Consider the following 26854-nt stretch of genomic DNA (forward strand, 5'->3'; position numbering starts at 1 on the left):
AGGGTAGGTATCTACCCTGGTATTTTTTTATCTTGCTCAAGCGCGACCTGGTTGGTCGCCACCCGCTCCCCCATGCGAAACAGATTGAATTCGCCGGGCGCCATTTTGACCCAATTCTCATTGCCGGTCAGCGGACGGGTGGTGATCAGGGTCACCACATCGTTGGGGGTGGTCTCCCTTTGAAAGTCGATCACCACCTCCTCATCCAGCAGGCTCGCCTCGCCAAAGGGCGCACAGCGGGTCAGCCAGTGCAGGTTGTTGCTGCAGTAGCTCATCACATACTCCCCGTCCGAGAGCAGCATGTTGAACACCCCGAACGCTCTGAGCTCGTCACACAGGGTGGCGAGATAGCGAAACATGGCGGGAAAGTTGGCTGGACGCTTGGGATATTTTTGCTCCAGCCGATCGAGCAGCCAGCAGAAGGCGTGTTCGCTGTCGGTATCCCCCACCGGACGGTGGCGGCCGGTGGGCAGCTTCTTGTAGCCGGTCAGCTGACCGTTGTGGGCGAAGGTCCAGTAACGGCCCCACAACTCACGGGTAAAGGGGTGGGTATTTTCCAGCGACACGCAGCCACGGTTGGCCTGCCTAATGTGGCTGACCACGGCGCAGCTCTTGATGGGCAGCGCTTGTACCAGTCTGGCGATGGGAGATTGGGCGCTGGGCTCGGGATCCTTGAAGGTGCGAAAGCCCTTCCCCTCGTAGAAGGTGATCCCCCAGCCATCCTTGTGGGGCCCGGTCTTGCCGCCGCGCAGCATCAACCCGGTAAAGCTGAAGCAGATATCGGTCGGCACATTGGCACTCATGCCGAGCAGTTCGCACATATCCGGCAGACTCCTTTCATGATTTGGCTTGTGTCATGTTCGACCAGCACGCTGGTTCGACAGACAGCAGGGGAATGCGCAATCCCTTCCCCTGTGACTGGCAACAACCGGCAGATGGCGAAGCATGCTTCCGGCGTTGCCCTTGTCTGGTGACGATGGCCTGATTACTTGGCCATCTCTTTTTCGACCAGCTGGATCAGGATGTGGATCACCTTGATGTGCACTTCCTGAATACGGTCGGCATAGCCAAAGTGCGGAACCCGGATCTCGACATCCGCCAGACCTGCCATCTTGCCGCCATCCTTGCCGGTCAGGGCGATCACTTTCATCCCTTTGGCGCGGGCAGCCTCGATGGCTTTCAGGATATTGCCGGAGTTACCGCTGGTGGAGATACCAAGCAGCACGTCGCCACGGCGGCCGACCGCTTCTACGTAGCGGGAGAAGACATAGTCATAGCCAAAGTCGTTGGAGACGCAGGAGAGGTGGCTCGGATCGGAGATGGCGATACCGGCATAACCCGGGCGGTTCTCACGGTAACGACCGGTCAGCTCTTCGGCGAAGTGCATGGCGTCACAGTGGGAGCCACCGTTGCCACAGGAGAGCACCTTGCCCTCTTCCTTGAAAGAGTCGGCCAGCAGTTTGGCGGCCGCTTCGATGTTTTTCAGGTTCTGCTCATCAGCCAGGAAGGCCTGCAGCACGCTGGCAGCTTCGGTCAGTTCATTGCGGATCAATTCTTGGTACATGATGTCTCTTCCACTGTTTTTAGTGTGCGTGTAGATCGCGGCTATTCTCGCACAAGCGAATCGCACAGTCGCCCCCCTGCGAGCCACAGCGCTGGCGGCGCGTGAGCGTTATGAGGATCACAGAGAGAAGGTAATGAAGATGTAAACAGCTTGATAACTTTGTGCGTATGAATTACAACAGGGGCCATATCCAACAGGTCAGACCTCTGGATGAGTTACACCACGTTGGCACATTTATACACGCAAGGAGCAAGCAATGACGACGACCCTCACTCTGCTCGGGGTGATCCTGGTTATCGGAGCCCTGGCCTATCGCCGGGCATCCCTGTTCATCTCCACCCTGGTCACCGGCGCCGCCCTGGTGCTTGGCGCCATCTATGGTCATGTGCCCTTGCTGGTATGGGCGCTGTTCGCGGTGATCGCCATCCCGCTCAATCTGGTGGAATTTCGCCGCAATCAAATAACCAAGCCGCTGTTCAAGATCTACAAATCGATCATGCCGGAGATGTCCCGCACCGAGAAAGAGGCGATTGAAGCGGGCACCACCTGGTGGGAAGCCGATCTGTTCGCGGGCAACCCGGACTGGAAAAAGCTGCACGCCATCCCGGTCAGCACCCTCTCTGCCGAAGAGCAGGCCTTTATGGATGGTCCGGTCGAGGAAGTGTGCCGCATGGTGAGCGACTGGGAAGTGACCCACGAGCGCGCGGATCTCTCCCCCGAGGTGTGGCAATACCTGAAGGACAACAAGTTCTTCGCCATGATCATCAAGAAGAAATATGGCGGTCTGGAGTTCTCGGCCTACGCCCAGTCCTGTGTCCTGCAAAAGCTGTGCGGTGCCAGCGCCGTGCTCGCCTCCACCGTCGGCGTGCCCAACTCACTGGGCCCGGGCGAACTGCTGCAGCACTATGGCACTGACGAGCAGAAAGATTACTACCTGCCCCGCCTGGCGGTCGGTAAAGAGATCCCCTGCTTCGCCCTGACCAGCCCGGAAGCGGGTTCTGATGCCGGTTCCATCCCCGACTTCGGTATCGTCTGCAAGGGCGAGTGGGAAGGCAAAGAGGTGCTCGGTATGCGCCTCACCTGGAACAAGCGCTACATCACGCTCGCCCCCATTGCTACCGTGCTGGGTCTGGCCTTCAAACTGCGTGACCCCGAGCACCTGCTGGGTGAAGAGGAAGATCTCGGTATCACCTGCGCCCTCATTCCCACTCACATCAAGGGGGTCGGCATCGGACGTCGCCACTTTCCGCTCAACGTGCCGTTCCAGAACGGTCCGACCCAGGGCAAGGATGTGTTCGTCCCGCTCGATTTCATCATCGGTGGCCCGGCCATGGCCGGTCAGGGCTGGCGCATGCTGGTCGAGTGTCTGTCGGTCGGTCGCGGCATCACCCTGCCCTCCAACAGCACTGGTGGCGTCAAGATGCTGGCCCTGGCGAGCGGCGCATATAGCCGCATCCGTCGCCAGTTCAAGCTGCCCATCGGCAAGATGGAAGGGATTGAAGAGCCGCTGGCCCGCATCGGTGGCAATGCCTACATCATGGGCGCCGCAGCCAACCTGACCGTGACTGGTATCGACCTTGGCGAGAAACCCTCGGTCATCTCCGCCATCGTCAAATACCACCTCACCGACCGTGCCCAGAAGTGCATCATCGATGCCATGGACATCCACGGCGGCAAGGCCATCTGCATGGGCCCCAACAACTATCTGGCCCGTGGCTATCAGGGTGCCCCCATCGCCGTTACGGTGGAAGGGGCCAACATTCTGACCCGCAGCATGATCATCTACGGTCAGGGCGCTATCCGCTGCCACCCGTATGTACTGCCGGAGATGCTGGCTGCCAGCCATCCCGACAAGGAGCAGGCGCTGAAGGATTTCGACAAGGCAGTATTTAGCCACGTCGGCTTTGCCATCAGCAACCTGGTACGCAGCTTCTGGCTGGGTATCACCGGCGCCCGCTTTGCCGCGGCCCCTTACAAGGATCAGACCAAGGGCTACTACCAGCAGCTCTCCCGCCTCTCGGCCAACCTGGCGTTCCTGTCAGACATGGCGATGGGCACCCTGGGTGGCGAGCTCAAGCGCAAGGAGCGGGTCTCCGCCCGCCTTGGCGACGTGCTGAGCCAGCTCTATCTGGCCTCCAGCGCCCTCAAGCGCTATCAGGACGAGGGACGCCAGCAGGCCGACCTGCCGCTGCTGCACTGGGCACTGCAAGATGCCATGTTCAAGGCACAAGAGGCGATCGACGAGCTGCTGCGCAACTTCCCGAACCGCTGGATTGGGCTTGCCCTGCGTGCCGTGGTGCTGCCGCTGGGTCGTGACCTGAACCGTCCGTGCGACAAGCTGGACCAACAGGTTGCCCGTCTGCTGCAAACCCCGAGCGAGACCCGCAGCCGCCTGGCCAAGGGCCAATACCTGACTCGCGAAGAGGGCAACCCCTTCGGTCTGCTGGAGCAGGCGCTCGATGACGTACTGGCCGCCGAGCCACTGTTCGAGAAAGTCTGCAAGAGCGATGGCATCAAGCGCCCCTTCATGGCACTGGACAAGGTGGCCGACATGGGTCTGGCCGCTGGCGTACTGACCCAGAGCGAAGCCGAGCTGCTGCGCCGCGCCGAAGTGAGTCGCCTGCGCACCATCAACGTCGATGATTTTGACCCCATCGATCTGGTGGCCAACAAGAAGCTGTTTGAAGCCTCCGCTTACCATCACGCGGCCTGATAACCAGCTATCGACAACGCCTCCCTTGTGGAGGCGTTTTTTTATGGGCGCTCACCACTATTCACTGCCCTCACAGACATTACTCGCACGCACAGCTCCCCCGACCAGCTGCAGGCCCAGTGTGGTCAGCCGGGAAAAAAGGCACAATAGCCGACAAATCGAATCACCAAGGAAGCCAAGATGACCCTTGAGCACCTGATCCTGTGGCGCCGCGACTTGCACCGCCTGCCGGAAGCGGCCTGGAAAGAGTTTCGCACCACCAGCCTGATTGCCCACCACCTGAGCGAGCTCGGTTATCGCATCGTGCTCGGTGACAAACTGCTGGCCAGCAATCTGATGATGGGGCGTGATGTGGATGTGGCGGCAGAGAAGGCTCGCGCCCGCCGTCAGGGGGCCCATCCCGACTGGCTGGAGCGGATTGGCGATGTCACTGGCCTGATGGGAGAGCTGGATACCGGCCGTCCCGGCCCGACCCTGGCCTTTCGCTTCGACATCGATGCGGTGGAGGTGGAAGAGTCCGACGCCGAACAGCACCAACCGCAACAGGAAGGTTTTGCCTCCCACAACAAGGGGTGGATGCACGCCTGCGCCCACGATGGCCACACCGCCATCGGCATGGGGCTGGCCAGCCAGCTGATGGCGATGAAGGAGCAGCTTTGCGGCCGCATCAAGCTCTTCTTCCAACCCGCCGAAGAGGGGTGTCGCGGTGGCAAGGCGCTGGCTGCCGGTGGTGCACTCGATGACGTGGATGCCCTGCTTTCGCTCCATATCGGCATTCACGCTGGCAGCGGCGAGCTGGTGATCAACCCCACCGAGTTTCTCTGCTCCACCAAGTTCGACGTCCACTTTATGGGCACCGCCGCCCACGCGGGGCTCGAACCCAATGCCGGCAGCAATGCGCTGGCAGCCGCCTGCATGGCCACCACCGCCATGCTCGGCATTCCCCGCCACCGCGACGGCATGACCCGCATCAACGTCGGCCAGCTTCACGCTGGCAGCGGCCGCAACGTCATCCCCGATCATGCCGAGCTGCGCGGTGAAACCCGCGGCGCCGATAGCACGCTCAACGACTACATGTTCAGTCAGGTACAGCGCATCGTCGAAGGGACTGCCCTCGCCCACGGTGTCACCTATCGCATCATCAAACAGGGCGAGGCCATTGCCCTCGACAACAGCCCGGCACTGCAGGCCGAGCTGGCGGCGCTGGCCCGCAAGCAGGGGCTCGCCACCATCCAGACTCGCCGCTTTGGCGCCAGCGAAGATGCCGGTTTTCTGATGGAGCGGGTGCAAAAGCAGGGGGGCGAAGCGGCTTACCTCATCCTGGGGGCCGATCTGGCGGCACCACACCATCACAACGAATTCGATTTCGATGAGCGAGTGATGCAAAGCGGGGTAGAGCTACTGGCCGCCTGGGCCCGTGCCCGACTGGGTGTGGTAGAAGCAACCCTCTCTTGATATCCCCTCGGCCAGCTCACTGGTTAACGGGATCAAAAAAAGGCGCCTCGGCGCCTTTTTTCTGCAAGAAAAACCTGAGCGCTACTCGCGGAGCTTGCGATGCACATCGGGGCGACCACCGGTCACGCTATCGGCTCTCCCCTCCTCTTTAGCCTTCTCGGCGCGCTTTTTACGCATCTCGCGGGGATCGGCGATGAGCGGGCGGTAGATCTCGATACGATCCCCGTCGTGCAGCGGTTCGCTCCCTTTCACCGGTCGGCTGTAGATGCCGAACTTGTTGACCGCCAGATCGATCTCGGGGTGCTTTTGCACGATGCCGGACTGCTCGATGGCTGCCAGCACACAGGTCTCGGGCGCCACCCGCAGGGCAATCACCGTCTGCTGCTGCGGCAAGGCATAGACAACCTCGATATTGAGCTGGTCAGACACCGTAGACCTCCTTCGCCCGGTTGGAGAAAGCGGAGACCATGGAGCTCACCAGATCGCGGAATACCTGACCAAAGGCCACCTCGATAAGCTTGGAGGTAAACTCGAAATCGAGATCGAACTCCACCTTGCAGGCGTCGACATCGAGCGGGGTAAAGGTCCACCAGCCCGCCAGCTTGCGGAACGGGCCATCCACCAGTTCCATCCTGATCTGGCGGTTCACATCCAGCTGATTGCGGGTAGTAAAGGTCTTGGCAATCCCCGCCTTGGCCACATCGACCGACGCCATCATGTAGTCATCGCCAGCCTCGTGGACACGGCTGCCGACACAGCCGGGCAAAAACTGCGGGTAGGCATCCACATCGTTAACCAACTTGAACATCTGTTCTGCACTGAACATCACCAGGGCACTGCGCGTAATTCGGGGCATGGCTTTTCCTCATCCAATCGGCGCGATTTTATCACCATGTTTAGGGTTGTGGAGGTAAAACCTCAGCCAAACCGCTCAGAAAGCCACCACTTGACCTGCTGCGCGTTTTACAGCCGTCCCTGCCTACGTATAATACGAGCCTCCTAGTCATTGCCGGAAATCGCCCGTCATGAGCAAAAAAAACAGTAAAAACAAAGCCGGGTCCAGCACCATTGCACTCAACAGAACCGCGCGCCACGAATACTTCATCGAAGAGAAGATCGAAGCGGGTCTGTCCCTGCAAGGGTGGGAAGTCAAATCCCTGCGGGCGGGCAAGGCCAACATCAGTGAAGCCTATGTCATCTTCCGCGATGGCGAGGCCTATCTGTTCGGCTCCAGCTTCCTGCCACTGCAAGCGGCCTCCAGCCATGTGGTATGTGACCCGACCCGCACCCGCAAACTGCTGCTGAGCCGTCGTGAACTCGACAAGCTCGAAAGCCTGATCGCCCGTCAGGGCTACACCATAGTTCCCCTCGCCCTCTACTGGAAACAGTGCTGGGTCAAGGTCGAGATCGGCCTGGTGAAGGGCAAGAAAGAGCACGACAAGCGCGAAGATACCAAGGCCCGCGAGTGGGATCGGGAGAAAGCTCGCATCATGAAGAACAAGCATCGCGGCTAACCTGCGACTGGCAGGATCAGAACGCCAGTACACCTTCCCCCGGCGCAGCTGACTCTTCAGGCTCAGCTGCGTACAATAAATCGGCAAACAGACTGGTTGCCAGAGGGAATGGGTATCAACGCCTTGCTATGACAGCATTTTTGCGTACAATCGCAATTAACAACTTGGGGCTGATTCTGGATTCGACAAGATTCACGAAACCCAAGGTGCATGCCGAGGTGCGGTAGGCCTCGTTAATAAACCGCAAAAAAATAGTCGCAAACGACGAAAACTACGCACTAGCAGCTTAATAACCTGCATAGAGCCCTTCTACCCTAGCTTGCCTGTGTCCTAGGGAATCGGAAGGTCATCCTTCACAGGATCGTGTGGAAGTCCTGCTCGGGGCGGAAGCATTAAAACCAATCGAGCTAGTCAATGCGTGGCGTGTCTCTCCGCAGCGGGTTGGCGAATGTAAAGAGTGACTAAGCATGTAGTGCCAAGGATGTAGTAATTTTGGACGGGGGTTCAAATCCCCCCAGCTCCACCATTTTTACACTGAGACTTTTTAGGAAGATTTACTCCAAAAAAATCCACATAAGTCTCTATATCTAAAGAAAGCAAGCATTTTCCATTAGGAAATTTAGTTTGCTTTTTTTTTGGCCGTCTACTAGCATTTCCTTTATCTGAGACTTTTGAGGAAGTTGCGTGCTAACAACGAGGTTATACATAGAACCATCTGGTCAGAGAAATATGCTTCTACTCGATAGTGAATCAGGTGTGCCTGATTACTGGTCAACTTTGTATGTAACAAACTCTCTCCGCGCACGCCAACTTCGCCTTGGAACTATTGAAAAGCACCTAAAAGCAATTCAATCACTCTTCACCTGGACTGAGCTCAGAAGTATCAATCTCATAACTCGAATCTCAAATGGCAAAGCGTTTAGTATTAATGAGATTGACTCACTCGCTTCGATTTTAAAATTACGTGCTGACGAACTACCAAAACTCATTGCAGCAGCATGTAAAAACACAAATGAAATAGATATCAAAACGGGGCAGACAAGAACCATCTGGAAAAAATTTGACGCTATACCACGACAGGTTTCTCCAGCTAATCTAAACGATAAGATCCAGTATATTGGCAAATACATTGAGTGGTTATCAAATATACTCTCTGACAACCATGGAAACGGTGTAACAAGAGAACAGATACGAGCTGTTGGCTATGACTTTAAGACTTACTTATGCACTCACAATGCATTAGTGCCTAAAGAAAATTTTGGTGCATCGAAGTCACTTGGAAACGCAGAGATCAAGCGGATCCTTGAGGTCGTAAATCCACTCTCACCTGAAAATCCATGGGAAGGAGAGGCAACACGAATTCGCAATTTTGCGATTATCTTAGTTTTACTTGATTCAGGACTGAGAAGTGGTGAGCTGCTTAACTTGAAGATTACTGATGTAATTCGTGGCAAGACCAAACAACACGGTCTACGCATACTTCAACGGTCTGGCTCTCTAAACGACCCTCGCAAAAAACAAAGATTACCGAAGACCGTTCAGCGTGAAGTTCCAATCACTGACACCACATTTAAAGCACTGAACCACTACATTACAGAGATAAAGGCAAAGACGCCTAACGCACAAAAAACAGAATACATTTTCGTCAGCCACAGCAACAGCAGCCAAGGAAAACCATTACACAGTATCCACAGTGTTACGGAGGGCATACGTGAAATCACCTCCATTGATTTAACCCCCCATGTACTTAGGCATACTGCAACATGGAAGTATTGTGTTCGCATGAAGAAGGAAGGCAAGAAGTGGGGTGATTTTGTAGAACTCCTCTTGCTCAAATTCGGATGGGCTAGTGAAAAATCAACGACTGTGCGCCTGTATGCACGCAAATTTATTCAAGAAGAGCTTTTCGAGCGCCAGATAGAGCATCAGGATGAATATTCGCGAGAAATATCAGGTATTTTGAGTTTGTTGAGTGGTGGGGGTAATAATGAGTCAACACCGAAAGCATAGTGAAAACATTCCGTTTAGAGAGCGTGAGCAATACACATCGAAAGAGGGGCTGGAGTTTCATATTTACGCTAATCGCTGGCAGTTAAATGTAAATAATTCCCTCAATGTTGGCTGGCTGTCGGACTACTTACCACCAAATCAAGAAGAAGCGCTTAGGCGTGTTTTGGCTAGCCGTGCCAGTCGATTAGCTGTCGCCACGCTGCAAGCATCTTCCGGTCGTTTCAAGCGATTTTTAAGTATTTATATCAATGCTGATGAAGGTATTTCGATAGATGCAGTTTTGGACTTTTTTTCATCCGATGAACCGAAGTCAATTAAATCAGACGTGAAGGTTATTCTTGAGTGCTGCCTTACAGATGGTTATGAAAAAGCCTTCGAACCAGGGATGGGTGATTATTTGACTCAGCTTGTTATAGGTGAGCGAGGAAATAGATTTAATCATGAGAAAAGTGAAGAAACACGCGCATTAACTGAGTACGAGCGCAAGCAATTTATGTACCAGCTTGTTCGGGCTCATTATACTGGGCAAATATGTGAGAAAACCTATTTAACCATAAAATTGATATATATTACTGGAAAACGAGTAGAACAACTAGCAAGCACCAAGCTCTGTGACTTTCGAACTGAAATTATGCAAATAGGTGGCTCGCCCAGAAAAGTTACACTTTACCAATGTCCTGTTGCAAAACAGAAGGCACAGACATTTCGCTCTGAATTCAATGAAATACCATTATCTTGGGATCTGGAATTTGAGAAAGATATTGCTGCTGTTGCTAAAATATCAATAACGTCAGCGGAAAGCATTCTAGGCTGTCTGACACCAGAGCAAAAGCAACACATACCCCTATTCTGTATTAATTCGCTATCTGCGTTGGCACTATCAGAGATCGACCGACTGGGAACAGATAAAGTCCTGAGCGGGAAAATACTACATGCCTATAGAGGAATCAGCACAGCGATAAATGCCGCTTTCGCGAACCAAAACATATTTTCCGTTTCATCCGAACGTACAGGTAAGATTCTAAAAATTAACGCAAGACGCTTACGGCATACTCATGCAACTAAGTTAGCAATATCTGGTGCTTCTATAGCCGAAGTCGCCAACTCTCTAGACCATGCAGGGTACAAGGCTGCTATGGCTTACGTAAATGCCCTGCCCGTTCTAGCTGTAAAAATTGGCGAACAGCTTGAAAAAACACTTTCAGCTTTAGCTAAGCGGTTTGATAAAAATCAAGTAATATCTGTTGACACCGAAAAGGTTATTAAACTCTACACTAAGCATGGAGCTCATGATGTTGGTATATGTGGTAAAGAAGCCTTCTGTACCGATGATTTTCCTATTGCTTGTTATGAGTGCGAACTGTTTGTTCCAAACCCATTTGGAAATCACCAAGCCGTACTTAGCTATGTAGAAAACAAAATTAATGAAGCATGCGAATTTGGAGATTTTCGGGGAGTGGAAAACTGGCGAACCATTCAAATAGCTGTTTTAGAACGTAAGTTCATGGCTGATCAAGTGCGTATTAAAATGCTGAATGAGATCCCAGCAGTCCACGGACTACCTTATGATGGGGGCGATCCAGAATGAACATTGTAAACTTCGTTAACAGGGAGCAACTTGAAGGGCGTAAAGCAATTGAAAGTTTCGTATCCCACTATCGCCATGTAATGTCTGAACCACTGACATGCCCCTTTGATCCCTCAAAAACTTGGGTATGGGGAGCGAATAGATGGCACGGCGCAGGCCGTTTTATAAAATACGAATTAAAGGATATCGTCAAGAGTCTTAACCCTGATGAAAAACATCTACTTTCGCATGGCTCACGAGAGTTAATTCAAGCCCTCATATTACATATGTATGTCATGAATGGAGGTATTTCAAGAACAAAAGTTAACTCTGTTCTTTCTGATTACCTTGCTCTGGAATGCGTTCTTAGGGAACGAGCTTTGAATGGCGAAGCTGACTTCGCTAGTATCTCTGTAATTGACCTGAATAACACCCTACAGAAGAATATGGATTTCACTTTTGAATATCTGAAGTCCATCGTAGAAACCTTCGGTCTTCTCGGTATCATTAAGTCACAGAGTGTTCTGCAATGGATAAATCCAAGAGTAAAAGCACTCAAAAAAAAGGACAGTGATGCCTACAGAGAGAAGCTAACGGATGACAACAGCTACAAACTTCCTAATTACGAAGCAGTAATTGCAGCAGCAGACTACTTTCGTAATCAACCGTGGCTATCTTGTGGCGACAATGCTGATGAAATAGACAAAGATTTCAAAAACGTCATAGTCTCATCTGCATTGACAATATTGATGATGGTCCCTGCTCGCTCTCAAGATATTTTTGAACAACTTTCTGTTGATTGCCTAGTGTCTGCAAAAGTAGATGATACAACAGTTTATGGCATCACTTGGTATGCCAAAAAAACTGATATGGATCACTGGAAATTAGTACCATCAACAGCTACCGGAGAGTTTGAGAACGCCATTAAAGAGGCTATCGAGCGCATTAAACTTGTAACTGAACCTGCTCGCCAAGTGTTCAAAACTTGGGACAAAGAGTGTCCAGAATATAGCCCAGCCGCATACCAAAAGGCTCTAGAGAACGGCTGGATCCCTGCTGACTTTCCGATTTACTCCGCACAAAACAAAGTTCGATATTCTGAAGCATTAATGGTAATGCTCAAACACCAAACTCATGCCTCTAGAAGCACTGTGGAAAATTGTGCCATCAAAATCAATAAATTCCATTTTAGAGATTGGTTACGTGCCAAAATAAATAAGAGTGCCTGGTCAGGAAATGATATTTATACACCCAGCTTTTTTGAGCGAATTGGATACGAACATCTCGAATTAAACCCTGATGACTATAACTCTCATGCTTACCGTCATATGGTGAATACGGCAGCAAGATTAGGCGGGATGAGTGAATTCCAAGTTAACTGGTGGAGCCATCGTAAAGAAATGGGGTCTGTGTACGACCATCGAACCGCCGAACAAAAACGGATCATGATCTCTACAGGTGGAAACTTCGAAGCAACGGAGCTAACACCACATCAGCGTCTTGATCAAATTAACCACAACCTACCTCTCACTCGGAAAAATCTTGGTCTGAAATTTGAACTTGTTGACCAAGCTACAGGTGGATTCACTTTCAAAACACCACTTGGTACATGCACACACAATTACAGTGAGTCCCCCTGTACTAGAAGCTGTAACTGTGTTGAGTGCCCTGAAAACCTTCACTGCAAAGGAGATAAGAGAACGCTTAAAGAACTTAGAAAAGAACTAGACGACGTCAACAATAAAATTTATTTAGCTACATCTGAATGTGATTCATTCGGACTGAAACGCTTGAAGATCCGCCATGAAATTGTAGATGGACTGGTGAAAATATTGGGTGATGAATCACCACTTGAAGATGGTGCGCTTGTAATGCTGACTTACGAACAAGCCCCCGACTCAGGACTGATTTACCAAGCAAAAGAAATAGCTAAACAAATTGAGAATGGCAATAATTTAACCATAATCAAACATGCAGAAGCAATAAAACAACTTGGGCTAGCCAGAGTATTACCCAAGCTTGAATCCTCGGAGCGTAAACTCAATCTTCTTGAACAAGTTAAGTTTGAAGAGTTCTTGTCAGATTATAATGAGGATGATGAATGAGATTAAAAGAGGAACACATAGACTACCTACTCCACTTGATTGACACCTGGGGTATTGACCAAGGAACACTATCAACGCCTAAACTACTTGACAGACTAAAGTTAAAATATGGCGCAGCACCTTCGGACAGAGCAATCCGAAACCATCCGCGAATATCGAATCGAATTCAAGAGCGAAAAACTGAACTTAAAACGGGAGTTTCGGCATCAGCGAAGAAGCCTAGTTCACTGAGTCACGCAGCTAAACGAATCGAGGAATTAGAAAGCAAAATACGCCGATTAGAACGCGAAAATTCTGCACTATTACATCGCTTTGTTGTATGGCAGAAGAACGCCGCTGATCGTGGCATGAGTGAAGCCGAATTGAATAGGTCATTGCCAGTTAGTCAAGAAACGATTCAATCCAGGGGGCGTTAAATATGGTTCAGGCGAATATCGAACGCGCAAAAGAAATAGCACACAATATCCGAGCATGGATTGCTGAACGTGATACTCAACGTGATTTTTATGACTGGATACAGACAACTGGCCCCAAAGCACTGAAAGGTGTTAAACGTAAGGAGTTAGCAAAGCTACTTGGTATCAGCACATCGACCCTTAATGCAAACGAAGCCGCTGCTGAATTAAAGAACGCAGAATACCGTTGGACAGCAACCTACGTATCGAAAGAAGTAGATTCGAAAGCAATTAAAGCCGAAACGCAGAGAGAAATAAACGCTGAAAAACGTGCTAAATCAAAAGCAAGCAAGCTGGAAGGCGAAAACACGGCACTACAGGTCGAGAATCGCCTTTTGCGCTCTCGTTTAAGACAATATGAAGCGATAGATGAATTGCTCCTGAAAACAGCCAGAGCACCTCGCAGACCGCTTGAGGGTGATTGATTTGTTCAGAGTCCTTATTAACCGTTTACGAGCCTACAACTACGCATCAGTGTCAGTTATAAACAATCGTGGGTCTGTAATCCTCAAGACTACCCGATTGTTGTTAAATTCCCTTTTCATCTAACTGACTGTGTAACAGATGGTTCGGTTTGGGAAGTTGATGGTACATGGGACTTCAGAACCTATCTGGCTAAAGCGGGTAAGGAAATTACAGAAAAGATCTGCATTCTCTCTGTAGCTAAACCCATTTGCCCAGAAGGCCAAGCATTAGCAGTCTGGATAGAAAAAAACATTACAGGAATTGGTGAAGCAACAGCGATTAAATTGACTCGCGGTATCAAGGATTTGAATAGTGTTGTGCTAGCTGGCGATATAGACACACTTCTAAGAATTGATGGTATGTCAGCGAGCAAGGCTCATGCGCTGATGATGGGATGGCCTGAACCTGATATATATGACTCAATTTGCTTTCTCAATAGCTGCGGATTACCCCCTAGACTTGCAGATCCAATTACTAAGATATATGGCCGCAGCACTGAGAAGCTGATCAGAGAAGATCCCTACCTTCTTGTTCCTCTAGGAATACCTTTTGCTGAAGTCGAAAACATCATTACAAAATTGGGCATCACGGTATCTACAGAGAGCAGAGAGTCCGCTTTAGCGGAAGATATCGTGCATACACGCAGCATGAATGGCTCTACGGTAGTTAGTTTAAAGTATATCAAACAAAAAGCACTTTCCATGGGCTATGAAGTCTCAGACAACGTAGCTGAATATGCAGTAAAACTGGGTACTCTAATCTCGGTTGGTGATGGATATCAAACTATCGGCATGGCACGAATGGAGGCTGTTGTCGGCCATTCCATCTCCGAGTTTCTTGACCGTTGCAAAGAACATGGCACACATCTAGCTGAATGGGAAAAATTCCTCACCGACACTGAAGTGTCCCGTAAGCTAACCCACTACGAATCTGCCGAGCTTGGATTCCGATTAACCAGTGAGCAGCGAAGCGCTGTCATAGGTTCAGTGTTATCGCCAGTTAGCTGTATCAGTGGTGGTGCAGGTGTCGGTAAAACAACGATTATTAAAGCCATTATCGGGGTATATCAGGCCTTCGAACCTAACGGTCTAGAAATCAAGTTAATGGCTATATCTGGTCGCGCAGCGATGCGAATAAAAAAAAGCACTGGCCTCCCCGCTGTAACAATTTCAAAATTTATCTATGACAGCATAAGGCGAAGCAAAAAAAGTAATGAGAAATCTGATCAGTATCTCATTGTGATTGACGAAGCATCAATGGTTGATCTTCATAGTATGTATCAGCTCATCTGCATACTTCCAACAGCAACTCGCATTATCTTCATCGGTGATACCGCTCAGCTACCCCCTGTCGGATGCGGCTTAGTCTTCCATGAAATTATAAAAACACGAGTTCCAACTTACCACCTAACGGCGGTTAAGCGACAAGACGAATATAGCGGAATTCACAAGCTTGCAACGTACATACGTAAAGGTGAAGCGACACTTGCATTGTCATGCTTGGCTGGTCTGAATGATGTAATCCATCACACCAGCCCCACGCTTGAATTCATTTATTCTGTTTGGGAGTCAGAAGGTGGCGCAAAGCGTTCGATTATCCTAACACCAACCAATATCGGCCACCTGGGTGTTGATAACATCAATAGCTATATTCAAAAACAAGTTGGCCTAAATCGCCAACGTCTTCACCACATGGATAAAGATGGCGTGAAGCTCCCATGGCGTATTAAAGGCCGTTACCTACACATAAGTGATCAAGTTATGGTCACTGAAAACGATTACGCAAAAGGCATTCGGAACGGCGAACTTGCGACAATAACCCAAATCTTCGATGACTGTTCTGATGGGGTCTATGGAGTGATGGAGTTGGACGGTCAAACCATTGAAATTGACGATAGTGTAATCAGTAAACTTGACCTTGGTTATGCCGTCACTATCCACAAAAGCCAAGGATCACAGTGGGATACGGTAATACTTGTTCTCTCTGATGGAGGTGTTTTTATGACTGATCGTTCATTACTGTATACGGCTGTTACTAGACCAGAGAAAAAACTATTCCTGTTTGGTGACAAGAATTTGATTAATTCGGCTATTAAATCCGGCAATCTGGCTGACAAAAGGATAGTAGGACTGTCGGAGTTAGTGGGTAATGATAGTGAGAATAATGGCTAGAGATGTAAGGTGTTCCTGGGAGCGGAGTCGGTAAAGTCAGCGTGTTGGCCTAGGTGTTTTACGGATCATCGCCATAAAATCAGTATGTTAGCCAAGGTGCTGCAAGTAACACGCTGGCCTGCCCCAGAGAGCCGCAAGGTGTTCCACGGATCAGACCCGCTAGAGAGGTAAGGTGTTCCTCGGATCAGAGTCGGTAACGTCAGCGTGTTGACCCAGGTGTTTTACGGATCATCGCTATAAAATCAGTATGTTAGCTAAGGTGCTGCAAGTAACACGCTGGCCTACCCCAGAGAGCAGCAAGGTGTTCCAAGGATCAGAACCAGCTAGAGAGGTAAGGTGTTCCAGGAAGCAGAGTTGGTAATGTCAGCGTGTTGGCTCAGGTGTTTTACGGATCATCGCTATAAAATCAGTGCGTTAGCTAAGGTGCTGCAAGTAACACGCTGGCCTGCCCCAGAGAGCAGCAAGGTGTTCCACGGATCAGAACCAGCTAGAGAGGTAAGGTGTTCCAGGAAGCAGAGTCGGTAATGTCAGCGTGTTGGCCCAGGTGTTTTACGGATCATCGCTATAAAATCAGTGTGTTAGCTAAGGTGCTGCAAGTAATACGCTGGCCTGCCCCAGAGAGCAGCAAGGTGTTCCAAGGATCAGAACCAGTCATAGGTAGGTAAGGTGTTCCTGGGATCAGAGTCCGCGAAGTCAGCATGTTAGCCCAGGTGTTTTACGGATCATCGCTATAAAATCAGTGTGTTAGCTAAGGTGCTGCAAGTAACACGCTGGCCTACCCCAGAGAAGCAAGGTGTTCCACGGATCAGAACCAGCCAGAGATAGGTAAGGTGTTCCTGGGATCAGAGTCCGCGAAGTAAGCATGTTGGCCGAGGTGTTTTACGGATCATCACTATAAAATCAGTGTTTAGCTAAGGTGCTGCAAGTAACACGCTGGCCTACCCCAGAGAGCAGCAAGGTGTTCCGAGGATCAGAACCAGCTAGAAATGTAAGGTGTTCCTCGGATCGGTGTCGGTTAAGTCAACGTGTTGACCCAAGTGTTTTACGGATCATCGCGATAAAATCAGTATGTTAGCAAAGTTGTAAGTAGGACTGGACTGACTGGATTTCTTTCTGGCCAAGGTGTTGAAAGACTCGGTATGGCTCAAACACCGTGCAGGCCAGGGCAAAGAGAAGGTCTGAACACTGTGCTGGTCAAGGTGTAAGAAGGATCAGGATGACTCATACAATCACGGCTCTGCTTACTCTTTATTTACTTTTATATGCAATGTAAGCATCAAACACAGTGTTTCTGCTGGACATCTGCGCATTCCTCGTTCCTCCCTAACTGCAAAAATCACCCATAAGGGTCATACGCAAGGCAGAGAACATACGCTATGCCTACGTTCACTACCCAGTAAGCACGAACACTATGTTTTTGTTAACAATTGAAGAAAAGGGATTTTCAACAAAAACAGGGAAGAGTAGGATAGAGACTCAATAATGCCACCAGATAGAGACCTAAACGGAATTCATGCGTGGGTACAATGACACGGCCCTGCGGTAGCTAACGCCAATATAATGCTATCTAGACCGTTCTAGCTTCGAGTGGGCCATATTGGTGCGTTTTCCTGCGTTCCTCGTTCCTGATAGATCAGCAAGAAGATGAGATACGAGCAGGGCTTATACCGTGATAGGTGGTCATTTAGATCTACAAAGCGCACGACACATCAGTTTGATAGCAAAAGTTTTTTTGACTCACACGGCTGTCAACCATGACAAACTATTCCGCGAAATACAGCGTTATATGTGGATTTGTTCAGGGTAATAAATTGTTATGTTTAAGGAATCCACATTCGTGACAACAGAATATTTTACATTGATTGCAGCGGGGGGGCTTGCGGCAGTAACATCGATTATAACATTGGTATTAAATTCAAAACTTACACTACACAAAGAAAAGCGAATGGTGATATGGGAAAAAGAAATTGAACGATTTCAGCTTTTAGAGGAGAAGCTAGGACTGATTCAAGAAATAGTTATAAGGCACTCTCATGTAGAAACATTAAATGAAGACTTCGCAACTCATCATGATGAACTAAAGTATCTTGCAGGAAGCTATTGTCGGCACCCTGAATTAGCAAAATCGATCAGACGCTTTGTTTGTGCTTGCGATGGCGTTTATAACTGCAAAGTCGAACACAAAGACTATCGAGAGTCAGAAATAGAACTTAACATCTCCTATAAAGACGTTTTAGCTCAATGCGACATTATACTGAATCCACCCACTTTATTTACATGAGCCGTAAAAACATCAAAACAGACCCTGTAATCCAATAATTACTAAAAGGTATCGCAACATGAAAAATTTAAGTGCGTTGTTTATTATCCTATGTGTATCAGGCTGCACCACAATATCCGAAGAGAGGCAAACTGTTTCGTCAGGGCAAATTGGTTGCGCCCCGAAAGATATACAAGTATCAGATAATCAGCAATATACTTGGGTCGCCACATGCAAGAATAAGAAATTTATTTGCACAGTTGCAGCTCAAGTTGCATGTAAAGAAGCGATTGAATAATAGGTGATACCACTTAGACATAACAAATAGTTGAAGTCTTCGCTTCGCTCACTGGGACGCGGATAAATCCGCGCGCCTCATAACTAAAATGTTAAGTGCTTTGTATCTGAATTTAGAGAGAGATGAATGGAAGACAGATTCGCAGATAAAAGTGGAATAATCTTAGGTGATGAGGTTAGCTTTCCTGAAGTGGTTAATGAAATAAAAAATGGAAACGCATATTTTGTTGATACCGAAACAACAGGGTTATTAGCTAATGACAAAATAATAGAGATATCAATCTATAATATCGACAGAGAGCTGATCTACTATTCCGTTGTTAATCCTGAGATTCCTTGCTCAGAGAAGGCATTTGCTACACATGGCATAACAGCACATGAAATAAGCAGCGGAAAACTGATTGATGACTGTCGAGATGAAATTAATCAATTGCTTAATGGTAAGGTTATTATCTGTTTTAATGCTGACTTTGATTGCACAATGCTAAATCAAACATTTGGAACTGTTGTAACTAAAAGATTTTGTGTGATGAGGTGGTGTGAAAAACATCTAGATTATCAAAGGCACCCTCGATTGACATCTGTTTGTGAACGTCTATCAATTAACTATAAATTCCAGCATAGATCTAAAAGTGATACGCTTGCAACAATTGAAGTGTTTGTTAAATTAAAAGATTTGCTCACTTACAATAAAACTTTACTGCGAGACTTCGCAGAAATAGATTTGGATAAACTTGAGCGGTTAAGCCATGGTGAAACTCTATTTTTAAGTCCTACATCTAATATATTTTCGTTTGATAGCCTAGTCGATAAGTACGGAAATGATGTTATAGGAATCAGATCAAAAACATTGAGAAGAATGCTTAAAAATGAGGCAGTAAGAATTAGTTGCAATAAAACCAGAGGAACAGTAAAGCTAAAAGTAGAAAGCTTTGAAAGTAGCGATGTTGGTCAGTTGTTTAATATGGGTGAAAAACAACGAGAAAAAATTGATAAGTTGAAATTGAAAGACTGTCGTATCAATAAATACTTATCATTAAATGCCAGCGTGAATTCTGATAATGTTGTGTGGGTTTCTCAACCCACACCTGGAAAGTATTACTTTCCATCTTTTTTGATTAATCCTAGCGACTTTGATGATCTAACTGAAATCGTATTCTACGAAAATACAGATAGAATAAATATTGCGTTTAAAATTCTTAGACCTAGTCAAAATATCAAAAAGTTACTAGCTCTTGGTCTTCAGGGATATTCTTCAATTGTGACAGTATTCCCACCGATAGGCGATAAAATGAATATTCTCGCTCAACAGATTTTGGATCATGATGAAATATCAATATCATCTCAATGGGCTATTGACGGTGAAAAAGATTGGAATGGGAATTATTAATTTTGAAATGCACCTAACAAGCGAGTCCACTGTGACATGGACTTGCCCCGCTTTAGTGGACACGCATCACTAACCAAAATTGAGGTCAATGATGCCTGTTTACATCGCTGGGCAACCGACTCAGTTTACCTGTAGAAAATTTTAAAGTTGAAAAGCTTTATCTTCTGGCGTGTAGCTCGGGTTGAGCACTTCGAATGTTACACCATGGCTCTTGTTTTACAGCTAGTATCGCCAGAGGAAGGCCCAAAGTCACTGGTCAGCGATGTCTTAGCTCGTGCAACAACCACAGAGATGCAAAAAAGTACAATTAGGAAGAAAATTATTGCCTGATGAGGGTTTTGGCTGTAATTCTTGAGAAATTGGGACTAATGTTCCTGATTTTCTTCCGCCTAACCGAATTAACACACGCTAAGTAACTGTTAGTAATAGATTTTATTCGTTCGTTCATTCATTTGATAACAATCAGAGAAAAAGAACTCCACCAAATCATGTTCCGGCCGGGAACGAAGAAGTACAGAAACCCGCATTGCCAAAGGCTTTGCGGGTTTTTTGTTGTCCTCAGTAGTCCGAGGAAGTCGCCAGAAACCAGCTCATTTAGTACCATTACTAGTACCACAAGGGCGATGGTACTAAATTCAGTGGTACTAAGAGGCGGCATGGACAAGAAGACGCGTAAGACAGGAACAAACCGGCTTTCTGACACTAAAGTGAAAACAGCCAAAGCAGACATCAAAGAGTTAACCTTGCCTGATGGGGAAGGGTTAGAGCTGAGAGTTAAGCCTAACGGAGGGAAAAGATGGGTTTTCAAGTACCAAAAACCAGCCGATAAAAAGCGCACCAACATGGGATTTGGTACTTATCCAGAAGTCTCCCTTGCCGCTGCTAGAGTGCGGCGGCGAGAAGTCCGCACCCTACTGGCCCAAGGCATTGATCCCAAGCTCCATAAAGAAGAACAGATCGCCACAGCTCAAGCCAAGCAAGAAGCTAGTGCCAACACGTTCGAACGCATGGCGTGCAAATGGCTGGAATTGAAACGCCACAATGTGACAGACGCCTATGCCACCGATTCGTGGCGCTCCCTTGAACTCTATGTGTTGCCCTTCATTGGCTCAATGCCCATAGACCAGATACGTGCGCCTAAAGTTATTGAAATTCTTCGCCCAATTGAAGCAGATGGCAAACATGAGACTGTACGTCGCCTCTGCCAGAGGATTAACGAAATTCTCGACTATAGCGTCAATCATGGCCTTCTCCAGGCTAATCCTTGCTCTGCCATTCGTAAGGTATTCAAGAAACCCACCAAAAAGCACATGCCGACCCTCAAGCCAGCAGAGTTGCCACATCTGATGGCAGACATTGCAAATGGGAGGTTAGACCTCACAACACGCTGCCAAATTGAATGGAGCTTGCATACCTTGGTTCGCCCAGGCGAATCCGCAGGTACTCGCTGGGATGAGATCGATATCGATGCCAAAGTCTGGAACATCCCTGAAGATCGGATGAAGAAGGAACGCCCGCACCGAGTCCCTCTGACACCACAAGCAATATCCCTGCTGGAACGGATGAAACCGATTAGTGGCCACCGCCCCTTCGTGTTCCCCGGCTACCGTGATCCACTCGGCCACATCAACGACCAGAGCGCGAATGCCGCCCTCAAGCGACTGGGCTATGGCGGACGACTGGTGGCCCACGGTTTGCGCTCGCTGGGTAGCACCACTCTAAACGAACAGGGATTCAACCCTGATGCCATCGAGGCAGCACTGTCTCACGCAGACGAGAACGAGATCCGCCGTGCCTATAATCGTGCAGATTACTTTGAGCAACGAGTGATAATGATGATGTGGTGGAGCAACCACATTGAACAGGCTAGCCAAGGGAACCTCTCTCTGGCTAGCGGTTTTAGAGCATTGACAGTTGTGGGCGAGTAGCCCACATCTGACTAATTGCCCGGACTATATGGAATTTGGACGTAAAGAAATATTGAAGGCCCTATCCACCTACCGATATTCAGCTCACAAAAGTCAAAGATATGGAGATTTGCAGACCGACACATTGTATTGACTGTGACTGCCACTCTAGACGACAAAACTATTCTAGGTGAAATCTTGGTGTAGAATCGCTCATAGAAATAGGAGAGCTACGTGATAACCTATGCAGACGATGGTATGAGTCCTCACATCACCATAAGTAGATCACTTGCACATGCCCTTAACATTCCGAGCGAGCTATTGAGAGTTCACCTATGGATTGTTGCTGGCGTAGCACCAGAGACTATTCCTCAGCTCGCAAAAATGGTTATGACAGATGTTGGCACGATATGCCGCCTCACCGGCATTAGCAAGAATACTATTTCACGTAAACTCAGAACAAATACACCTCTGACTATTCAACAAGGTTCTAGGGTTTATGGTGTTATATTGGCTCTGGATGCGGCTCGCTCCCTAAATGAAAATGATAATACCAAATCCATAGCATGGCTACATCAACCAGCTAAGGGACTTGGCGGGAAAATGCCAGCTGAACTGTTGAGTACATCAGTAGGAGTTCAAGCAGTGGTAGACTTAGTAGGACGAATTGAACATGGTGTCTACTAATATAAGACAACACATCTGGCTGCCATAATTTTAGTCTTTCCTCGCGTTGCGAGAAAAGATCCAGACTTATTATAATTAAAGGGGGTGTCCCCCCTTGCATTCCGTAAAAACATCTATAAAAATCATTATTACTCATTATGAGCATACTCTTCAAAAAAAATGTCATCTTCTAAATATTGAGCATACAACTTATATGCTAACTGTTGAGCCATATTGGATATACTTGTATCCACGTCAGGGGGAGTCAATGCAGGAAGAATTTTACCTGGCAATGAGAAAGTATAACTTTCATCGCCACTGTGCATATCATAACTTGTAGTTGTATCTGTCGACGTCAGTAAATCAAACCCTAACTCTTTAGCAAGAAATATCCATACCCAACACCGGAATGAGTCTTCCTTATCATAATCACTAACCAGCTTATATATTGCGTCAACAGAACCATTGATTGCACTAACAATCCACCAATAATAAGCATTCACCACCATGCCACGAGTTTCACATTCGATTGCAATAGATTCACTACGTTTACTGCCGCCCATATAGCCAATGTATAAAGAGGAATCAAGTCCATGTGATGCCAACTCGAAAACAGCATCCATATCAAATGACATTGCAGCTTTTTTCAAGTGATGATACCAATAAATGTATCGTTCTTTATCTGTGTCAACTAATGCATTAATATCAGCGCCATTAAAGCCACTGGCTATTCTGTACAATTTTTGATGAAGTTCAAAATCGGTAAATGACGAGGCATTTCGGTCTGCAAATGCACTTAACTGGATCAATCCCTGGTGTACTAATGGCGAATTAAATTCATTCTGTTTAAACATACTCATTAATTCCCCAGCATAATGGTCTGAGGAGCTAAAGCGGCTAGCAGTAGTCGAATTAGGAGGAAGTTGATTACTCTTAATATAAAGCTGAGTAATGTAATCGTCGTTTAGGCGATTCCTCAAAATCTCTTTTACGCGTAGGCTTATAATACCATCTTGCACTAACAATGTGGCCAACTTCTGAGCGATAAGCTCAGGAATACTAATACCCAGAATATTAGCTCTAGCCTCAATTGCACTTACATCCAACGCAACCTGCCATTTCGTATTACTGAGCAGAATCGCATCAGCTTGCAATGACGCGTAAGTACTGTAGCCATAGGCCGCAGCAATCATCTCGTAGATATGACTACGTTTGAGGGAGATGCCTAGTACATCTTTGAGCTCAAGTTGGGTTGTGTGGACGAACGCTTTGATGGTCATGATCCAATCTCCTAGTCCTACCCTGGGGTATACATCGCACGTTTAATCCATCCAAGGTGAGGATTTGAGGTTGAGATCATGTGGCTTGAGAGTAGTAACCATTTTGACTCGTGCGAAAGTCTGGCTGGTCAGCCGCGACAAATCATATCCGAATTGACAGAACAGTCCAAGAGAATCATGGACTACGGGCGTAGCCAGTTCTACACCGATCAGATCATCGTCACTTTCCTGATGGATAAGGGGATTTTCAACCTCACTATGCGGGCTACTCAGGGACTATACTGTCAACGCTGACCGAAAACTGATCCACTCTGGCTAATTTCGCCGATTGAAAAGTGATCCACCCGGACATGGGGTTAATTGGTTTTGGGTGTGGCCCCCGCTTTGCGTTTCTCTTTCAAACGATAGCTTTCACCGCTGATCTGAACGATGTGTGCATGATGTAACAGCCTATCGAGCATAGCTGCCGTCAGTGTCTGATCATCGGCAAAGGTGCTGGCCCACTGGCTAAAGGGCAGATTGCTCGTCAAGATCAGGCTCCCTTTCTCATAACGTTTGGCGATCACATTGAAAAACAGGTTTGCTTCCTCACGCCCAAACGGCAAGTAGCCTATCTCATCGATCACCAGTAAACGCGGCCCCATCACGACACGGCTGAAGTAGGCATTAAGCCGCTCCTGTCGTTGAGCTGCTTGAAGCTGCAACATCAGGTCTGCTGCGCTGATAAATCTGGTCTTGATGCCAGCCATCAGAGCCCGATAGGCCAGTGCGATGGCAAGATGCGTCTTGCCCACTCCGCTTGGGCCCAGCAGCACTATGTTTTCCCTACGCTCGATAAAGGCCAGACTGGCTAACTCCTGCAACTGGCTGCGAGGTGCGCCACTGGCAAAGCCGAAGTCGTACTGCTCCAGCGTTTTGACCACGGGTAAAGTGGCCAGTTTGAGCAAGGTCTGGCGGGTGCGCTCGGTCCTCAAGGTCTGCTCTGCGTGCAGCAACCACTCCAGATAATCGGCGAAGCTCGCCTCCTCGTTGGCAGCCTTCTGAGCTAGTGCTGACCACTGGGCAGCAATCCCTTCCAGGCGCAGCGCCTGACTCAGGGCCATCAGGCGTTCATGCTGCAAGTTCATACGTTCACCTCCAGCAGGTCTTGGTATACCGATAGCGGATGCTGCAAGCTCTCCAGCGGCATGGGGCGCGCAGTGGCCGTGGTGCCGGGACTAACGGGTAGCGCCTGTGGCAGGGGTAGAAAATGAGGCAGCTCTTGTTGCAATCGGATAGCCGGGACTTCACCGGTAGTGCCATGGCTACGCTGGTTGGCGATGTCTTGCAACCAGGGGCCTATATGGGCATTGGCGGTTGACACATCTAGCGCCAGTCCTGCCTGCTTGAGGGTGGCTGCCAGTGGTGTGACAAAACTGCGCTTGAGGTAGCCATTGAAGCGCTCGACCTTGCCTTTGGTCTGGGCCCGGTAGGGACGGCAGACGCGGGGGCGAAAACCGAACTCTTCGGCCAAGGCGAGCAGGGCCGGATGCCAACGATGGTCACCTTCACCATAGGCATCCCGTTCGCGGATGATGGTACTGGCATTATCAAATAGCACCTCCTGCGGGACCCCACCGAAGAAATGACAAGCCTCACGCAGTCCGGTCAACCAGGCATCATTACGTTCGTGATCGAAGAAACGGACATAGCTGGCGCGACTAAATCCCAGGGTAGCAACAAAGGCCTTCAGAGGCCGATTGCCGCGGCGGATAATGGTGAAATCGACCTGCATCTGTTTACCGGGGGCCGTTTCAAAACGGACGACAGTGCCAGAGGCGTCATGGCGCAGAGGAGATAACCAGGCCTTGAGCTGGGAGAGCCCGCCAGTGTAACCATGCTCTCGCAGTTCCCTGAGCAGAACCGTCGCCGGGATCCAGTGTGGCTTCGCTGCCTGGATACGCGCTTGCAGATAGGGTTTAAAAGGATCGAGCTTGGTTGGTCGGGCAGCTCGGCTGGGATAGATTGGCAGGCCCGGGTTGCGCAGATACTTACGAACCGTGTTACGGGACACCCGCAATTGCTGGGCGATAGCCCGGATGCTCATGCCCTGACGGGCCAACACTCTGATTTCCACTGATAACTCCTGGGTCAACATGGGCGTGGCTCAAAAGCCACGATCTTGGCCCAGGTGGGTCAACTTTACTCCGGCGTTAGTGGGTCATTTTTACATCGGCGGTGACACGTATCAAAAAAGGATCGGAAGAATGTAGCAAACTGCTGGTCAAACACGTCATAAACGCAGGCCACCACTATCATGTAGAGCATAAACATCCACATCTGACGCATACGAAATAAACTAAATACCATTTTGCCGGAAATAACTGGAGAGTTCGCTCCCAACGCATTCATAACCATCGCCGTCTGATTGGTTCCCGGACGCGCCAACGCCAATAAAAGGACCAACAGTAACGCGCAGCCTGAACCCATCCAGAACACTAGGGATGGATCGATGTTGAATAGTAGTCCTGCCGTGGTGGCACAGAGAGCCCATCCTAGACAACCAAACATCCTAGCCTTACCGTATTCAAACCCGCTGCTGCGGCTGACGCGTTCAATATATGCCTCAATAGCACCGGCCCCAGCTGAAAAAACAAATCCGATATATAATCCACCACTCAGAGCTCCAGCCCAGATGCTAAACCGCAAGAGCGGTGCAAACACGTACAGAAAGAAAGGGGCGAACAGTACCAGAAGCAGGCTAATGAGCCACATCAGATGTTTTTTTAGGCCAAGACGATCTGAGATAATCCCCAGCAGAGGCTGGAAACTAATGGCAAACAATGACAAGCATGAAAAAACAATTCCGGTATCTGTTTTACTTAATCCAACAACGTCAGACAACCAAACAGGTAGAAATGGAAAACAGGTTGCCATAATGAAAAAGTAGAGAAAAAAGAACAGGCCGAAAATCCAGAAATCCTTTTTCTTATGAGTACTAGGCGCATTCATTATTTTTATCCTCTCGGGATAGAATAGAAAGGGCCGAGACCGGC

General features: G+C 48.7%; 22 protein-coding genes, 1 other RNA gene and 1 pseudogene. 16 read left to right on the forward strand and 8 right to left on the reverse strand.

The window, feature by feature from the left end; translation table 11 throughout:
* Positions 1 to 11: 11 nt before the first annotated feature.
* Together ACTG2G_RS04370 and lpcA are read right to left on the reverse strand one after the other, a co-directional pair.
* Positions 12 to 821, reverse strand: coding sequence for a class II glutamine amidotransferase (locus ACTG2G_RS04370; RefSeq protein WP_005353514.1), 810 nt, complete (start codon positions 819 to 821; stop codon positions 12 to 14).
* 164 nt (positions 822 to 985) lie between these two features.
* Positions 986 to 1564 carry a D-sedoheptulose 7-phosphate isomerase gene (gene lpcA / locus ACTG2G_RS04375; protein WP_005334485.1) on the reverse strand — a complete coding sequence of 193 codons (579 nt, stop codon included), beginning with the start codon at positions 1562 to 1564 and terminating at the stop codon, positions 986 to 988.
* Positions 1565 to 1820: 256 nt separating this feature from the next.
* On the opposite strand from lpcA, the gene fadE reads away from it, so the two are divergent.
* The gene (fadE, locus tag ACTG2G_RS04380; protein WP_421386220.1) at positions 1821 to 4277 is read left to right on the forward strand and encodes an acyl-CoA dehydrogenase FadE; all 2457 of its coding nucleotides are present in this window, start codon (positions 1821 to 1823) and stop codon (positions 4275 to 4277) included.
* 180 nt (positions 4278 to 4457) lie between these two features.
* Positions 4458 to 5732, forward strand: coding sequence for an amidohydrolase (locus ACTG2G_RS04385; RefSeq protein WP_236316257.1), 1275 nt, complete (start codon positions 4458 to 4460; stop codon positions 5730 to 5732).
* Between the two features lie 81 nt (positions 5733 to 5813).
* Here ACTG2G_RS04385 and ACTG2G_RS04390 read toward each other — a convergent pair whose 3' ends face one another.
* Complete coding sequence (locus tag ACTG2G_RS04390) at positions 5814 to 6161, reverse strand: RnfH family protein (protein ID WP_042054648.1); 348 nt, start codon at positions 6159 to 6161, stop codon at positions 5814 to 5816.
* Positions 6154 to 6588 carry an SRPBCC family protein gene (locus ACTG2G_RS04395; RefSeq protein ID WP_005334496.1) on the reverse strand — a complete coding sequence of 145 codons (435 nt, stop codon included), beginning with the start codon at positions 6586 to 6588 and terminating at the stop codon, positions 6154 to 6156. Before ACTG2G_RS04395 ends, ACTG2G_RS04390 begins: the two co-directional genes overlap by 8 nt.
* Positions 6589 to 6757: 169 nt before the next feature.
* Between ACTG2G_RS04395 and smpB the strand changes: the two genes are divergently transcribed.
* From smpB to ACTG2G_RS04460, 13 genes are all read left to right on the forward strand, one after another.
* The gene (smpB, locus tag ACTG2G_RS04400; RefSeq protein WP_005334498.1) at positions 6758 to 7246 is read left to right on the forward strand and encodes an SsrA-binding protein SmpB; all 489 of its coding nucleotides are present in this window, start codon (positions 6758 to 6760) and stop codon (positions 7244 to 7246) included.
* Between the two features lie 166 nt (positions 7247 to 7412).
* Positions 7413 to 7772: a transfer-messenger RNA gene (gene ssrA / locus ACTG2G_RS04405) on the forward strand.
* Positions 7773 to 7975: 203 nt separating this feature from the next.
* On the forward strand, positions 7976 to 9256 hold the full coding sequence (locus ACTG2G_RS04410; RefSeq protein WP_429193871.1) for a tyrosine-type recombinase/integrase: 1281 nt from the start codon (positions 7976 to 7978) through the stop codon (positions 9254 to 9256).
* Complete coding sequence (locus tag ACTG2G_RS04415) at positions 9234 to 10844, forward strand: hypothetical protein (protein WP_429193872.1); 1611 nt, start codon at positions 9234 to 9236, stop codon at positions 10842 to 10844. Before ACTG2G_RS04410 ends, ACTG2G_RS04415 begins: the two co-directional genes overlap by 23 nt.
* Entirely contained in the window at positions 10841 to 12928 is a 2088-nt protein-coding gene (locus tag ACTG2G_RS04420; protein ID WP_429193873.1) for a hypothetical protein, read from the forward strand. Before ACTG2G_RS04415 ends, ACTG2G_RS04420 begins: the two co-directional genes overlap by 4 nt.
* Entirely contained in the window at positions 12925 to 13344 is a 420-nt protein-coding gene (locus tag ACTG2G_RS04425) for a hypothetical protein (RefSeq protein ID WP_429193874.1), read from the forward strand. The genes ACTG2G_RS04420 and ACTG2G_RS04425 overlap by 4 nt, the downstream gene beginning before the upstream one ends.
* 2 nt (positions 13345 to 13346) lie before the next feature.
* Positions 13347 to 13808: a hypothetical protein gene (locus tag ACTG2G_RS04430; protein WP_439985209.1), complete on the forward strand. Its 462-nt coding sequence runs from the start codon at positions 13347 to 13349 to the stop codon at positions 13806 to 13808.
* 399 nt (positions 13809 to 14207) lie between these two features.
* Positions 14208 to 16019, forward strand: a complete 1812-nt coding sequence (locus tag ACTG2G_RS04435) for an AAA family ATPase (protein ID WP_439985210.1) — start codon at positions 14208 to 14210, stop codon at positions 16017 to 16019.
* 1837 nt (positions 16020 to 17856) lie between these two features.
* Positions 17857 to 18300 carry a hypothetical protein gene (locus ACTG2G_RS04440; RefSeq protein ID WP_429193877.1) on the forward strand — a complete coding sequence of 148 codons (444 nt, stop codon included), beginning with the start codon at positions 17857 to 17859 and terminating at the stop codon, positions 18298 to 18300.
* A gap of 58 nt (positions 18301 to 18358) precedes the next feature.
* Positions 18359 to 18577, forward strand: a complete 219-nt coding sequence (locus ACTG2G_RS04445) for a hypothetical protein (RefSeq protein ID WP_429193878.1) — start codon at positions 18359 to 18361, stop codon at positions 18575 to 18577.
* 126 nt (positions 18578 to 18703) lie between these two features.
* Positions 18704 to 19966, forward strand: coding sequence for a 3'-5' exonuclease (locus ACTG2G_RS04450; protein ID WP_439985211.1), 1263 nt, complete (start codon positions 18704 to 18706; stop codon positions 19964 to 19966).
* A 656-nt stretch (positions 19967 to 20622) separates the two neighbouring features.
* The gene (locus ACTG2G_RS04455) at positions 20623 to 21894 is read left to right on the forward strand and encodes an integrase domain-containing protein (protein ID WP_429203996.1); all 1272 of its coding nucleotides are present in this window, start codon (positions 20623 to 20625) and stop codon (positions 21892 to 21894) included.
* A gap of 213 nt (positions 21895 to 22107) precedes the next feature.
* Positions 22108 to 22560 (forward strand): antitoxin Xre/MbcA/ParS toxin-binding domain-containing protein, encoded by a 453-nt coding sequence (locus tag ACTG2G_RS04460; protein ID WP_274461143.1) that lies wholly within the window; start codon positions 22108 to 22110, stop codon positions 22558 to 22560.
* A 128-nt stretch (positions 22561 to 22688) separates the two neighbouring features.
* On the opposite strand, the gene ACTG2G_RS04465 is transcribed toward ACTG2G_RS04460, so the two are convergent.
* Positions 22689 to 23819: a hypothetical protein gene (locus ACTG2G_RS04465; protein ID WP_429203993.1), complete on the reverse strand. Its 1131-nt coding sequence runs from the start codon at positions 23817 to 23819 to the stop codon at positions 22689 to 22691.
* A 186-nt stretch (positions 23820 to 24005) separates the two neighbouring features.
* On the opposite strand from ACTG2G_RS04465, the pseudogene ACTG2G_RS04470 reads away from it, so the two are divergent.
* A pseudogene (locus tag ACTG2G_RS04470) lies at positions 24006 to 24098 on the forward strand (IS5/IS1182 family transposase); the annotation flags it as partial.
* A gap of 77 nt (positions 24099 to 24175) precedes the next feature.
* Here ACTG2G_RS04470 and istB read toward each other — a convergent pair.
* Genes istB through ACTG2G_RS04485 form a run of 3 tightly spaced genes read right to left on the reverse strand, consistent with a single transcriptional unit; the run spans position 24176 to position 26810 of the window.
* The gene (gene istB / locus ACTG2G_RS04475; protein WP_429203991.1) at positions 24176 to 24946 is read right to left on the reverse strand and encodes an IS21-like element ISAeme17 family helper ATPase IstB; all 771 of its coding nucleotides are present in this window, start codon (positions 24944 to 24946) and stop codon (positions 24176 to 24178) included.
* A complete protein-coding gene (istA, locus tag ACTG2G_RS04480) occupies positions 24943 to 25956 on the reverse strand; it encodes an IS21-like element ISAeme17 family transposase (RefSeq protein ID WP_069785377.1) in 1014 nt (337 codons plus the stop codon). Before istA ends, istB begins: the two co-directional genes overlap by 4 nt.
* 44 nt (positions 25957 to 26000) lie before the next feature.
* Positions 26001 to 26810 (reverse strand): oligosaccharide MFS transporter, encoded by an 810-nt coding sequence (locus tag ACTG2G_RS04485; RefSeq protein ID WP_439985212.1) that lies wholly within the window; start codon positions 26808 to 26810, stop codon positions 26001 to 26003.
* Positions 26811 to 26854 lie beyond the last annotated feature (44 nt).

It is taken from the genome of Aeromonas sp. 55A, assembly GCF_051919665.1.
GTDB classification, from domain to species: Bacteria; Pseudomonadota; Gammaproteobacteria; order Enterobacterales; family Aeromonadaceae; genus Aeromonas; species Aeromonas veronii.